At 38.9% G+C, this 12,573-nt stretch carries 13 protein-coding genes; 10 read left to right on the top strand and 3 right to left on the bottom strand.

Annotation, left to right across the window (positions count from 1 at the left end; translation table 11 throughout):
• The first annotated feature begins 100 nt into the window (after positions 1-100).
• Positions 101-586: a GNAT family N-acetyltransferase gene (locus tag JJQ88_RS08895; RefSeq protein ID WP_210365414.1), complete on the top strand. Its 486-nt coding sequence runs from the start codon at positions 101-103 to the stop codon at positions 584-586.
• 152 nt (positions 587-738) lie between these two features.
• Here JJQ88_RS08895 and JJQ88_RS08890 read toward each other — a convergent pair whose 3' ends face one another.
• Positions 739-1,878, bottom strand: a complete 1,140-nt coding sequence (locus JJQ88_RS08890; protein ID WP_210365412.1) for an IS110 family RNA-guided transposase — start codon at positions 1,876-1,878, stop codon at positions 739-741.
• Positions 1,879-2,197: 319 nt separating this feature from the next.
• Between JJQ88_RS08890 and JJQ88_RS08885 the strand changes: the two genes are divergently transcribed.
• Positions 2,198-2,704, top strand: coding sequence for a DNA topology modulation protein (locus tag JJQ88_RS08885; protein ID WP_210365410.1), 507 nt, complete (start codon positions 2,198-2,200; stop codon positions 2,702-2,704).
• A 458-nt stretch (positions 2,705-3,162) separates the two neighbouring features.
• On the opposite strand, the gene JJQ88_RS08880 is transcribed toward JJQ88_RS08885, so the two are convergent.
• A complete protein-coding gene (locus JJQ88_RS08880) occupies positions 3,163-3,759 on the bottom strand; it encodes a hypothetical protein (RefSeq protein WP_210365408.1) in 597 nt (198 codons plus the stop codon).
• A gap of 177 nt (positions 3,760-3,936) precedes the next feature.
• Here JJQ88_RS08880 and JJQ88_RS08875 point away from each other — a divergent pair, with 177 nt between their 5' ends.
• From JJQ88_RS08875 to JJQ88_RS08865, 3 genes are all read left to right on the top strand, one after another.
• Complete coding sequence (locus tag JJQ88_RS08875) at positions 3,937-4,884, top strand: ABC transporter permease subunit (RefSeq protein ID WP_210365406.1); 948 nt, start codon at positions 3,937-3,939, stop codon at positions 4,882-4,884.
• Complete coding sequence (locus JJQ88_RS08870; protein ID WP_210365404.1) at positions 4,881-5,780, top strand: ABC transporter permease subunit; 900 nt, start codon at positions 4,881-4,883, stop codon at positions 5,778-5,780. The genes JJQ88_RS08875 and JJQ88_RS08870 overlap by 4 nt, the downstream gene beginning before the upstream one ends.
• Positions 5,781-6,068: 288 nt before the next feature.
• Complete coding sequence (locus tag JJQ88_RS08865; RefSeq protein ID WP_210365401.1) at positions 6,069-7,175, top strand: AI-2E family transporter; 1,107 nt, start codon at positions 6,069-6,071, stop codon at positions 7,173-7,175.
• Between the two features lie 366 nt (positions 7,176-7,541).
• On the opposite strand, the gene JJQ88_RS08860 is transcribed toward JJQ88_RS08865, so the two are convergent.
• Entirely contained in the window at positions 7,542-8,096 is a 555-nt protein-coding gene (locus tag JJQ88_RS08860) for a hypothetical protein (protein ID WP_210365399.1), read from the bottom strand.
• A 359-nt stretch (positions 8,097-8,455) separates the two neighbouring features.
• On the opposite strand from JJQ88_RS08860, the gene JJQ88_RS08855 reads away from it, so the two are divergent.
• The 5 genes from JJQ88_RS08855 to JJQ88_RS08840 all read left to right on the top strand — a co-directional run bounded on the left by JJQ88_RS08855 (position 8,456) and on the right by JJQ88_RS08840 (position 11,794).
• Positions 8,456-9,742 (top strand): APC family permease, encoded by a 1,287-nt coding sequence (locus tag JJQ88_RS08855; RefSeq protein WP_210365398.1) that lies wholly within the window; start codon positions 8,456-8,458, stop codon positions 9,740-9,742.
• A complete protein-coding gene (locus JJQ88_RS08850; protein ID WP_210365396.1) occupies positions 9,726-10,322 on the top strand; it encodes a bifunctional transcriptional activator/DNA repair enzyme AdaA in 597 nt (198 codons plus the stop codon). The genes JJQ88_RS08855 and JJQ88_RS08850 overlap by 17 nt, the downstream gene beginning before the upstream one ends.
• An 80-nt stretch (positions 10,323-10,402) precedes the next feature.
• Entirely contained in the window at positions 10,403-10,741 is a 339-nt protein-coding gene (locus JJQ88_RS08845) for an MmcQ/YjbR family DNA-binding protein (protein ID WP_210365394.1), read from the top strand.
• Between the two features lie 8 nt (positions 10,742-10,749).
• Entirely contained in the window at positions 10,750-10,872 is a 123-nt protein-coding gene (locus JJQ88_RS21485) for a hypothetical protein (RefSeq protein ID WP_282597674.1), read from the top strand.
• 205 nt (positions 10,873-11,077) lie between these two features.
• A complete protein-coding gene (locus JJQ88_RS08840) occupies positions 11,078-11,794 on the top strand; it encodes a GNAT family N-acetyltransferase (RefSeq protein ID WP_210365392.1) in 717 nt (238 codons plus the stop codon).
• Positions 11,795-12,573: the final 779 nt, after the last annotated feature.

The following is a 12,573-nucleotide window of genomic DNA, read 5'->3' as shown; positions in this document are numbered from 1 at the left end:
GTGACAATTTTTTTGCTTAAAAAGCCCTCTATCATAGGATTTTATAACCTATTTCTTATAAAAGTTTTGACAATACGATGAATTAAAAGGGGGGCTCTATATGAATATTACCATTCGTAAAATGCAGTATGAAGATACAAAACAAGTTCAAAGAATAGCAAAAACTACCTGGAATGCAACATATGAGGGCATAATTCCCTTAGAAGTACAAAATAACTTCGTAAAATCAAATTATAGTGATGAAAGTATGAAACAACGTATAGAACGTTCTATTGTATATGTTGCAGAAGTTGAGGGGAAAGTTATCGGTTTTGCAAACTATTCCAAAGTAAGGGATGGTGGAAAGGTCGAATTGGCGGCTATTTATATTTATCCAGAATATCAAGGTAAAGGGATAGGTAATGCTTTGATACAACAAGCGATTAAAGAATTAATAGGCATAAAAGAAATTTATATAAACGTCGAAAAAGATAATAAGATTGGTATGAACTTTTATGAAGCTAAAGGGTTCGAAATAGTTAAAGAGTCTGACTCAGAGTTTGATGGACATATCTTGAAACAAGTACGAATGGTAAAAAAAGTTTAATTATTAATCTAACGGGTGCGATGATCTAGGAAGGATTGCCGCCCTTTTTCTATGAAATCGGCAATCCTTAAAGTAACCTAAAAAAGCCAATAAGAAAGCAGGGCTACCTGTCGGAGGGTATCCGTGTATACATCTATTTGGTTTTGGTTATACTAAATAAATTGTCTTTCTTTAAATGGCTCCTTGTTTATAAGCATGGAGTAGATGATTCGAAGCATTCGGTGCGATGTCGCAACGAGTGCTTTTTTCTTTCCTCTTCTAGCGGCAGTAGACCAGTATTTCGTAGCTAACCATCTGTTTCGGCATCTGGAAACAGCCCATGCTGCTTCACACATGGCTGATTTAATGTGCGGATTTCCTTTGGTTGTTCGCGTGCTTTTGTGTTTCCCTGCACTTTCATGATTGCCAGGAGATACACCTGGCCACGAGGATAAGTGTTGAGAGGTTGGGAACTGATTCATATCCACTCCAATCTCGGCAATGATGATGGCTGCTGTATCTTTCTTTATTCCAGGGATGGTCAGAAGCAAATGAAGTTCTTCTTTATATTCCTCCAGAAGCTGGTCAATTCTTTTCTCAACCTCTAAAATATGTCCCTCCAGCTGTTGAATGTGAAGCCAAGACTGTTTGATTAGAAACCTTTGATGGTCATTAATCGTACCGAAGAGCGAGTCAGTAATTAATTGTTTTTTAGATGACATCTTTCCGTGTATCCTGCTTTCGACATCATCGCCATCTACGTATCCCTGTTCCACCAGCCTCTCAAGCAGCTTTCTTCCCGAAACCCCAAAGACATTGGAAATAACCGAACTCAGCTTAACATTTGAGCACTCCAGAACCTTCTGAATCGGGTTCTTCTCGGAAGTTAAATGACCTATCCACTTTTTTCGAAGGCGTGTGAGGTCCCGAAGCTCCCGAATATCGGACGGGGGCACAAAACTCTTTTCAATGAGTCCGTGTCGCAATAATTTGGCAATCCACTCGGCAACGGAAACATCTGTTTTTCTTCCTGGGACATTTTTAATCCTTTGGGCATTGGCAAGTGTAATATCAAAAAAGTCTTCAAGGATATTAAACACAGGTTTCCAATAGACTCCGGTGCTTTCCATCGCAATATGGGTAACGCCATGGTCTTCCAGCCATTTTAAAAGACGGAAGAGATCTTTCGTCAAAGTTGGAAAAGTTTCAGTTATCCTAATCAAATCCTCGTCTTGTTTGCCGGTGAGAACACAGGCAACGATAGTCTCCGAATGAACATCAAGACCTGCACAACGTTCAATAAATACATCCATAATACCAATCCTCCGCATGTTAGATCACAAACAACGAGTGGATTTGAAAATAGGCATTTTTCTGTACGTGGTCATCCTTCCCAAAAGGGGAATGAGCCAACAAAGGGGTGATCACCAAATCCACTCAAACAGTTTTTGTTACAGGGTCTTAGCCACCATAAAAAGCCACGTCCTACCTACTGTTTGTGTCCTCTACATTATGGACATAGGAGAATTATTTTCATGCATGGGTTGGGAGTCGGAGGAATCATGATAGTTTTTGTTGAATTCCTTATTAAACAAAACGAACGGTGCAGTATTGTTTAGTGAGGGGAAGCATATGAAAAAGATTGTACTTATAGGTTCAGGAGGGTCAGGTAAGTCTACACTAGCAAGGCAATTAGGCGAAAAACTAAAAATAAATGTATATCATCTGGATGCTTTATTTTGGAAACCAAATTGGGTAGGTGTTCCAAAGGATGAACAAAGAAAAGTTCAAAATGACTTAGTTAATAAAGAAGAATGGATTATCGATGGAAACTACGGTGGGACAATTCATATAAGGCTTAATGCAGCAGATACAATAATCTTTCTTGATATTAATAGAACAATTTGTGTCTACCGTGCTTTCAAAAGAATGGTGCAGTACCGAAATAAAACAAGACCAGATATGGGGGAAGGCTGCGAAGAAAGGTTTGACTTAGACTTTTTTAAATGGATATGGAATTATCCTAAAACTAAGAGACCAGAAATTTTAAAGAGGCTCCACCAATTGTCTAAAGAAAAACAAGTAATCATTTTAAAATCACCAAAAGAAGTTCGACAGTTTTTTGAAAAAGTACAATGATTTTTTCTCTCTTCTTATTCAACTATAGGTGGCGTTGGTCCAGGAAGGATTAACCGCCTTGGCTCGTTTAATCACTTTAGAAACAGTGTTTCTGGAGTGGCCAACGCTCGAACTGATGGTTCTCTGACTAACACTTTCGAAGTGGAAATCCAGAATATTCCGATAATTAATCACAAAAAAGCCTCCTTGTATATGAGTGTCATGCTTAAAAGCATGCTTCTACATTATACATGGAGATGGACATTATTATTTTCGGGTCCTCTAGTCTGCAATCAGTGGCTCAATCTTATGCAATGTCTGGCTCAAATCTTTGCACAGGTGGTTCATTTTATCTGCATTCATAAGTCTAAATAATATCTTACATCCCCTAGTTTCTCCCCTACGCTGTTCACCTTTTCTTCTGTAACAATATAAAACTCGCCCTCGTATTTAAAAGCACATACATTGCAACACGAACCTTAATGCAATTCATATAATTCCCCATAATTATTTGTTACCTTTACTCCATTTTCCTCTAATATATTTAATATATTCTTTCGAGCTTCCTTGAACTCCAAGTTGAATGGCAATACGATTACTTCATGGTCATTAGTAATAAATTCATACTCTTCTATCGTTGAAACGCCATTCTTTTCAGAATATATTTCTTTTACTTCCTTGAAATTGTTCCATTCATATGCCGTTTCATTGATTGATCCTAAATAATTGTAATGAATGCCCCTTTCATCTACGTAATAATAATTAGACACACCTAATACAAAAAGTGGAATACTCCAGAGGATGAAAAAGCTTGAGACCCACTTGATAATGCTGGATTCATATTTCGATGTCATGAAAATATGAAAAAATAAAACGACTGAAATCCAAATCATTCCGATCATGAATGTTATGTAAGCAGACGCTGGAGTTGAGAAAATCCAATGAGATTTTGAATGGTAGAAAATATCTTGTAATATGAATACGCAAATAATCGGTAAAAACAGGCTGGTTAATAAAATTATAATTGATAAAGCAAGTAAAATTTGTGGCCTATTTTCTTTATTGATTGAAAACATTCTTCTCCCCCAATCTTTTGATAAAAGATCCCCATTTAAAATAATTTAACATAAGTATTCAAAATTTATTGAAAAATTTACAAAATAAGGTTAATTTAAAGAAGAATATTCCAGTTGGTGACGGAGGTGAATTTGTACGGTCAAAGGCCACACTCTCATGGGAGGAGTTGAAAAGTGATGATCAATAAACTATTTGTAAATTTAATCTTATGGATCACAAGTGTTTTTCTGTTTATCTGTATCCTGTTTCTTCCTGCTAATACTCAATATAATGTTGGAAAAAGTGGCGAGTTTATCTCTGCAAGTTATAACTATGATTTTTCTCAGCATATCCATAATATAGAGGGTTTTTTTATTCATATGAAAGAAAATAAGGGGTTAGGCGAGTTAGCTCCTGGACAGCTATATTCAGAAAAAATAAAAGAGAAAGCAGGAAAAAGCATCCTCTTAGTCATCCCCGCATTACTGCTAGCTTTCTTTATCGGCATTGGGAAAGGTATTTTCGATTTTAAAATGCGAAACAAGAAGCTTAATTTCTTAGGGAACGGAATAACTTTGATCTTTTTATCTATGCCTGACATATTTTTTATTATCATAACTCAAATAGGGCTTATGTTTTTGTATGAGAAGGGGTTATTTTTCCATATTACTTTATTCGGCAGTGAAAAAATTGAAAACTATCTTATTTGTATTCTTTTTCTTTCAATTTATCCCATTTTTTATATAGCTAATATCACTCATGTTAGTTTTAAAGAAGAAGGGGAAAATGACTATATCCGCACTGCTATGGCCAAAGGCAGCACCCAAAATAGAATATTATACATACATATGTTAAAAAACTCATTAACCATGATCCTAGCCCATTCTAATACAATCACTCTTTATGTCCTGTCGAACCTATTTATTGTTGAAAAGTTGACTAGTTTTAAAGGGGCTGCGCATGGCATGTTCGAAGCAATTCACAATGGTACCAGTATTAATATGGTGGATATTAATATTGGATTAGATGGGCTATCTGCTTTTGCTTATACCGTTTTTTTTACTTTTATTATTTTTGGGACTAATTTACTGTCACAAATAGGTAAAGAGATGGTGGAACCTAAGTTTCTGGAGAGCGAACAATGAACCAAAAGCTGTCAGTGGGATTAATTTTATTCGCTTTCCTTTTGATCATAGCTTTTTCGGCACCCTATCTCCCATTTGTTGATTCCTCACTAGAACATAATGTGATGAGGAAAAAAGATGATGGAGGCTATGAGATACCTCCGTTTTCTCCTTCTGATGAATACCTTATTGGTTCTGATCCCAACGGTATCGATTTATTAAGCAGGGTTTTGATTGGAACGAAAGAGACACTCCTGACAATTCTGGGGATAGCCATCATTCGTTATATTTTTGCCATTCCATTAGGCCTTGGCAGCTTTTATTCAACAATAACACGAAGAATCCTTATTGTTTGGAATCGATTATTTTCCTTTATCCCTCCTGTTTTTTTTATCATAATGATAGTCGGTGCTCCCTTTATCGTTTTTTCCAATAACAGGGCGCTGTGGTTCATATTTGTCATTGCCTTAGTTGAGGTTGGCAGAGTTGCTGATCTATTTCACCAAACAATGGTAAATATATCGAAAAAACCTTATATTGAAACGGGAATTATATCTGGCAATTCATCATTTAAAATGTTAAAGAATTATTATTGGCCACCTTTAAGGCCTTATATCATTGTTCAGTTTTTTTCTGATCTTGGAAGGATTTTATTTCTCATTGGACAGTTAGGCATAGTAGAGATTTATTTCAGCGTTAAATTTGTCTCACAATTAGGGGGTGCTTATAAGCCATTAAATACTTCCAACATATGGCCAACTTTCTTTGCAGGAATTACAAAGCATATCTGGTCGAGCCCCTGGTTCCCAATTACAGGCACAATAGCGATTGCGATAACGATTTTTACATTTTCAATGATTAGTAACGGATTGCAACAATACTTTCATGAAAAATATAACAAATATGAGGCGAATTGATTCGGACAAACGGCCTTTACCGTCGTTAAGTTTTTCGTATAATAGCCTGGTTTCATGATTTTACCCGTTTCTCCAAAAGGTTGGGCTCAAATGGAGTGTTCCGTGTAACCTTTTTCAAGAGTGGATCCTTTTGATTTGGACGGGTTACCACTTGAAAAGGACTTTATCTTTGCGCTAAAAAAGAATTTTGAAATGTGATTAGTGCAAAGCTAGTGTTATAATTATTATGTTTTCTTTCGGGGTTTTGATATACTGTTAAAAAATATATATTGGCAAGAGGGAAGAACTTTGACTAAATCTAAATTGCAATTTTGGCTGATTCAAATTTTGCTTATATTGACCATTATTTTGGTTTCCACAAAGATCACCTTTATGTTTAAACCTATAGGTGTCTTTTTCACAACCGTTTTCTTTCCAATTCTTATAACCGGTTTTCTGTATTTCCTTTTGAATCCTATAGTAGATTTTTTAGAACGTAAGAAACTTCCAAGAGCCGGGGCGATTTTGGTTATTTATGTAGTGTTTGCCGGTCTTATCGTTTTGGCAGTAGGCAGTTTAGTTCCAGCAATTTCCAAGCAAGCAACAGAACTTGCTAACGATCTTCCTGTTTTTGCTGATAAAACAACTGAATTTTTTTATGATGTAGTACAGTCTTCTGAGTTTAAGAGTTTCAGGGATGAACAGCGTGAAATGATTGATTCTGTTGAGGGAAGCATAAGAGAGTATGCTAATACATTGCCGAACAAGCTTACTAACGGAATCAAGGGCTTTTTTGGCATCATCACCAATATTGCGATCATTTTTGTGACAGTTCCATTTTTATTGTTTTATATGTTTAAGGATGGACATAATTTCCCAAAAGCGGTTTCAAAGTTCATTCCAGCAGAATACAGGGATGAGAGTTTAACAATTTTAAAGGAAACAGGGGAAACGTTGTCCGCATACATACAGGGGCAGGTAATGGTAGCTTCTTTGGTGGGGATCTTGACTTTTATCGGATATTTAATCATAGATTTACGCTACGCTTTGATCATGGCATTAATTGTAGCCATCACTAATATCATTCCGTATGTGGGCCCGATAATTGGTGGGGCTCCCGCTGTACTGGTCGCATTCTTTGATTCACCTACGAAAGCATTATTAGCAATAGTGGTCATACTGATTGCGCAGCAAATCGAAGGTAACCTCCTGTCACCGATGATTTTGGGCAAATCATTGGATACCCATCCAGCAACGATCATCATCATTTTATTGGCAGCCGGGAATCTGGCTGGAGTCTTAGGTATGGTGTTGGCAGTTCCAACATATGCTGTAACAAAAACCATTGTCTTAAACCTGGTCAGGTTTTTAAAAGCAAGAAAAAGGGCGGCAAATATCACAGTGGATGGCACTTAAGACGCAGGCTTCCAGAATGGTGCTAAAAAAGCGGACAGGTCGATATTCAAAAGCAGTGAAGATTTAGATGGAAGCAGTCCATCCCTTTATAGGACTGGCACTGCTTCTTGGTTTTTCTTACATTCCAACCACCGTACACTTTTAGAATGGTGCCGCCAAACGGTAATTCAACGAATTCCACACAAACTGGTAAGCAAACAAATCAAGAGATGAAAAAAGAATTTGAGCTGCATCACTTTTAAACCATAACAGCATCACATAAAGAACCTCTATCATATAATTGGGCATAGAAAATTAATCTTTTCCTCCATACTGGAATCTATTAATATTGAAACCGTAAATTTCAATGTTTTTTTAAAACAGATTTTAAGGATACCATGAAAGTTTGGTATCACTGTCTAGTGGCCTGGTTTTAATTTCAGCTCTCAAAGTATTGAGCCAATTGCTTAGAATTTCGCCCTTTGCCAGATTTGCATTGTCATCGTCTTCCCAAATCACATGGGAGAACCAAGCTCCAGTTGCCCATTCGAACTGTAGCTCAGCAAATGCAATCCTAGGATGTTCAACTTGTGTAAAGTTCCTATTTACTGCGGTAGCGACAGTAGATGCTTGCGGTAATAGTTCATTTTCAATCTTTTCTTTTATAATGGTATCTTCAAGTTGGTTCCACATAACTAAACTGCCGTCTATTTGATAAAAAATATCCAAAGATGGTTGTTCCCCCATATCTACCAGGATATCGACTGAGTTGTTAGCCGCCTTAACCACATTTACGATTATATTCTGCGCTACTTCCACCCAGAAATCCCTTGCTGCTTCCTTTGGTGATTCTAAATAAAACTCGGATTCTAGTTCGGAAATAGCAGCTGCACCTTTATTAACATCTTCAACTTTCTTAAAAAAACGATTAAAGAATCCCATTAAAATGCATATCCTCCCATTCCATTCATAAAAGCAATCCACTTCAATATTTATTATTCTGTGAATTTTACTAAAAACCTTGTATTTCAGCTAATGCAATTGTCCGTCTCTATCATTTATTCGAGGCAAACTTTTTGCCGAACATGTACGAACTTTGTGAAGTATTGTACGTAAAATAAGGCTCCAAATGTTTAAGGCCTTTCATTAACTTCCGGCAAGGCCGAGCTTTCAACGTACTGTTAACCAGACAATGAAAAGTGGCCCCTTACGTTCTGTTTTCGACGAATTAAAACGCAAAAAATAAGAAGAGTTTTTCATCCCTTTACTAGTACACTAAATGCAATAAAAGGGGTGAAAACATGAACAATCAATCCATCGGGTTATTTCAAGGAATTGCCCTATACATTGCAGCCATTCTAGGTTCAGGCGTCCTTTTTTTATCGGGGGTAACCGCTTCTATAGCGGGCCCTGCGTCGATTGTATCCTGGGTTACCGTTGTTTTAATCAGCTTTCCGCTTGCTTATTCTTTTGCCAGTTTGGCGCGGCAATATCCGGATGCCGGCGGAGCGGCAACCTTTGTGAGAAATTCTTTCGGGGATCATCTCGGCAATATCGTTGGCTGGTTTTACTTCGTAACAGCAGGTGTAGGCCAGACAATTGTGTCCTTGACTGGTGCTTTTTACGTCAGTCAGGCATTTGGGTTACCGCATTTTGGAACAACTTTCATTGCTGTCTTTATTTTGGCCATTGCAGGTATTACCAATTATTACGGCGTAAATGTCAGTGGGAAAGTTGCATTGATTTTAAGTTCTTTATTATTGATTCTATTGGTGTCAGCTGTAGTTGTGTCGTTACCAAGAATCCAATGGGAGAATTTTATTCCTTTTGTCCCAAATGGCTGGTTTTCTGTCGGAAGTGCGATAACGGTGATCTTCTGGTCTTTTTTTGGTTGGGAGGCAATATGTAATCTAGCTGAGCACTTTAAAAGGCCTGAAAAGGACATTGTCAAAGGAGCAGTTGTTAGTGCAATTGTCATTGGGCTGTTATTTTTAGCGTTAAGCTTTGTCACTATTGGAACGGCCACGTATGGCAGCCAAGAGAACAACCTGGCCCCGCTTGCTGTTATAATGGGAGATACAATAGGCATAGGTGCCAAAGCCATTACGGCTGTTTTAGCGTTCATTATTTGTACAGGGACCGCGAATGCTTTTGTTGCGAGCTTAACGCAATTAGGGTATTCATTAAGCAGGAATCATGCTTTTCCAAAGTTTTTTTCAAGATTGCATGTGAAAACTCAAGTTCCAAGACGGATGGTATTGTTTGTTATCTGTTTTTCGGTAACAGGTGTTTTAGCGGTGAACGCTTTGTCCCTGACGTTTGATCATATATTGTTTATCCCCACTTCTCTTGGGGTTGTAGTTTATGTACTATCAATGGCAGCAGGCGTGAAATTATTTAGGAAGAATACCCCGGCATGGTGGGCATCGTTAATCTCTTTCATTTTATGTTTGCTGGTGATCCCATTTTTCCGGTTGTATATATTTGTTCCGTTAATTGTTGTGGCGGTCTATACGATCTATATGATTTTGATCAGGAAGATTTCCGCTTGCAAGGGAGGGTTAAAAGCGAATGAAGGATCAAAGTGAACTTTCCAAAGATACCATGTGGAAAGCAACAATATCGTGTGATCCGGCATATGATGGGATATTCTTTTATGCCGTCAAGACAACTGGAGTCTTCTGCCGGCCTTCCTGCAAGTCTAAAATTCCTAATTGTGAAAATGTATCCTTTTTCTCGAATGCAAACGAAGCTCAGAGGGCAGGCTATCGACCATGCAAAAGATGCCGGCCGGATTTGGATATCAAGGTATATGACCCTTTCGAATCGGTATTGGAAGATACCATCCGATTGATAAAAAATAACTATGTTCAAACCATGCCTTTACATGAAATTGCAACAAGGGTAGGGATCAGTCCATTTCATTTGAATCGGATCTTCAAAGAAAGAACAGGGGATACTCCCCGAAAATATGTAGAAAAGATGCGGGTCGAGAAAGCAAAGGAGCTTCTATTGACAACGGTCTGCAATAGTACGGAGATTGGTTATCAAATAGGATATCAAAGCATCTCCAGCTTTTATAATGCGTTTAAACGTAATACAGGCCTTTCACCAAGTCAATTCCGTGCTTCCCATACTGGAAAAACCGTAAACAAGGAACTTGATTGAAATTTTTAACAAAAGATAGATGACTTTACATGTTGGAGAGGTGGATAAGAAGCGTGAAATCACAGGGAGGATCACAATGCATGCTGGATAATGCCCGCAAAATCTGCCATTTACTGCCCGAAGCTGTTGAACACATCGATGGTTTTGGACACACTTCCTTTCGAATTCATGGTAAATCTTTTGTGAAACTGACTGAAAGATCCGGCTTGTCATTCAAATCAGACCGGGAAACCCAAGTGTTTTTGCTGCAGAAAGAGAAATTTTTCAAAACCCCATATATCGGACATCATGGTTGGGTTTCTATTCAAAACCCACATGACGGGGATTGGGAGGAACTGACCGAATTGATTCAAGAAGCCTATTTGCGCGCCGCGCCTAAGCGCTTGGTTAAAGAATGGATTGAGCTGCAAAAGAAGTAGGTTTTTTAATGTTACGAGAAGGTGGATTTGCCATTAATAGTGCCAAGAAAAGCCTGATTTCTCAGCATTTAGATGAGGAAGTGGGCTTTTTTTATACTTATAAACGTCTTGAAGTGACAAATCCGAAATGAAGATTTGACATGCCCTGCCTTGAAAATATGAAATATTGGCCAAGGAATAATTTTAATCTGGCTGTCGTGTTGGTCCCAGCAGGATTAACGTTTTTAGTATGGAACCTAGTTACTAAGCAACGGATCGTTCCAGACCTTCAATATTTTATTCTGTATTTGCAAAAATGAAAAAGAAGAAAAACGGATACAAGCAGGGGAGGTTTTTATGGAGGAGATATTACAAAAACTTAAAATTCTTGGAGTGCATCACATTCAGAATGATTGCGAAATCCTCTTGGAAATTTTAGAGGAGCAATTAAGCAACACATATGAAGTTGATGAGCTTATTCTTCATTTGACAAACACTAAACAGAAAAAAATAATGCTAGAGTGTCCCAAAACGCTTTTGGGTAAGCTGAAATTCACAAAGGAGAAAATGAAAGTTGTTGGGGAAAGGGTTATCTTCACCAAGGAATTCACAGAGCCTGTAAGCAGTCTGCTTCCGGAATATGAAGTATGGTCGATTTATAATCCGGACTCAATCTCCTTTTTATCTGAAGTAATGGGCAGGAGCTTTGATGAGACAGAAAGTTTTTTAATGAAAATGGAAGCCGAATTGCCTTCGCAAGTTAAGGATATGTATACGGTGATGATTGTTAAAAACGAACCTGTTGGAGTCGTTTTTCCCCACATAGAACCAGATACGGATCAAGAAGGGCGTATTTTCTGGATCGGGACGCATCCCAGGCATTTGCGGAAAGGATTAGGGCAGAGACTCCATTTGATCGGGCTATACAGGTTGCAAAATGAATTTAAGGCAAAATCTTATCTTGGGGCAACGAGCGTTGATAATCACCCAATGAGAAATATTATGATTGCAAATGGATGCGTTCAAAACAGAAATAGCTTTCTTTCGTTAGAATTTTGCTTCATGGAGTGGTGAAAGGTAACGCAAGCGCGGTATGCGCTCCCTTTGGTGGTGCATTGAGTGGTAAAAGGTAACGCAAGCGCGGTATGCGCTCCCTTTGGGGTCGCAGTGAGAGGTGAAAGGTAACGCAAGCGGGGAATGCGCTCCCTTTTGGGCTTCATGGAGTGGTAAAAGGTAACGCAAGCGGGGAATGCGCTCCCTTTGGTGGTGCATTGAGTGGTAAAAGGTAACGCAAGCGCGGTATGCGCTCCCTTTGGGGTCGCAGTGAGAGGTGAAAGGTAACGCAAGCGGGGAATGCGCTCCCTTTTGGGCTTCATGGAGTGGTAAAAGGTAACGCAAGCGGGGAATGCGCTCCCTTTGGGGTCGCAGTGAGTGGTGAAAGGTAACGCAAGCGGGGAATGCGCTCCCTTTTGGGCTTCATGGAGTGGCAAAAGGTAACGCAAGTGCGGTATGCACTCCCTTTGGGGTTGCCGTGAGTGGTAAAAGGTAACGCAAGTGCGGTATGCACTCCCTTTGGTGGTGCAGTGAGTGATGAAAGGTAACGCAAGCGGGGAATGCACTCCCTTTGGGGTTGCAGTGAGTGGTAAAAGGTAATGCAAGCGGGGAATGCGCTCCCTTTTGGACTTCATGGAGTGGTAAAAGGTAACGCAAGCGGGGAATGCACTCCCTTTGGGGTTGCCGTGAGTGGTAAAAGGTAACACAAGCGGGGAATGCACTCCCTTTTGGACTTCATGGAGTGGTAAAAGGTAACGCAAGCGGGGAATGCACTCCCTTTGGGGTTGCCGTGAGTGGTA

This window comes from Bacillus sp. REN3 (genome assembly GCF_017912555.1).
Classification (GTDB): Bacteria; Bacillota; Bacilli; order Bacillales; family Cytobacillaceae; genus Mesobacillus.
Note: the sequence above shows the minus strand (reverse complement) of the source record. Positions and strands in the feature narration are given on the sequence as shown.

What these genes read in the sequence shown, in the direction of transcription:
- JJQ88_RS08895 (WP_210365414.1), top strand. Translation starts at nt 101, where the DNA reads ATGAATATTACCATTCGTAAAATGCAGTATGAAGATACAAAACAAGTT.
- JJQ88_RS08890 (WP_210365412.1), bottom strand. Translation starts at nt 1,878, where the DNA reads ATGGATGTATTTATTGAACGTTGTGCAGGTCTTGATGTTCATTCGGAG.
- JJQ88_RS08885 (WP_210365410.1), top strand. Translation starts at nt 2,198, where the DNA reads ATGAAAAAGATTGTACTTATAGGTTCAGGAGGGTCAGGTAAGTCTACA.
- JJQ88_RS08880 (WP_210365408.1), bottom strand. Translation starts at nt 3,759, where the DNA reads ATGTTTTCAATCAATAAAGAAAATAGGCCACAAATTTTACTTGCTTTA.
- JJQ88_RS08875 (WP_210365406.1), top strand. Translation starts at nt 3,937, where the DNA reads ATGATCAATAAACTATTTGTAAATTTAATCTTATGGATCACAAGTGTT.
- JJQ88_RS08870 (WP_210365404.1), top strand. Translation starts at nt 4,881, where the DNA reads ATGAACCAAAAGCTGTCAGTGGGATTAATTTTATTCGCTTTCCTTTTG.
- JJQ88_RS08860 (WP_210365399.1), bottom strand. Translation starts at nt 8,096, where the DNA reads ATGGGATTCTTTAATCGTTTTTTTAAGAAAGTTGAAGATGTTAATAAA.
- JJQ88_RS08855 (WP_210365398.1), top strand. Translation starts at nt 8,456, where the DNA reads ATGAACAATCAATCCATCGGGTTATTTCAAGGAATTGCCCTATACATT.
- JJQ88_RS08850 (WP_210365396.1), top strand. Translation starts at nt 9,726, where the DNA reads ATGAAGGATCAAAGTGAACTTTCCAAAGATACCATGTGGAAAGCAACA.
- JJQ88_RS08845 (WP_210365394.1), top strand. Translation starts at nt 10,403, where the DNA reads ATGCTGGATAATGCCCGCAAAATCTGCCATTTACTGCCCGAAGCTGTT.
- JJQ88_RS21485 (WP_282597674.1), top strand. Translation starts at nt 10,750, where the DNA reads ATGTTACGAGAAGGTGGATTTGCCATTAATAGTGCCAAGAAAAGCCTG.
- JJQ88_RS08840 (WP_210365392.1), top strand. Translation starts at nt 11,078, where the DNA reads ATGGAGGAGATATTACAAAAACTTAAAATTCTTGGAGTGCATCACATT.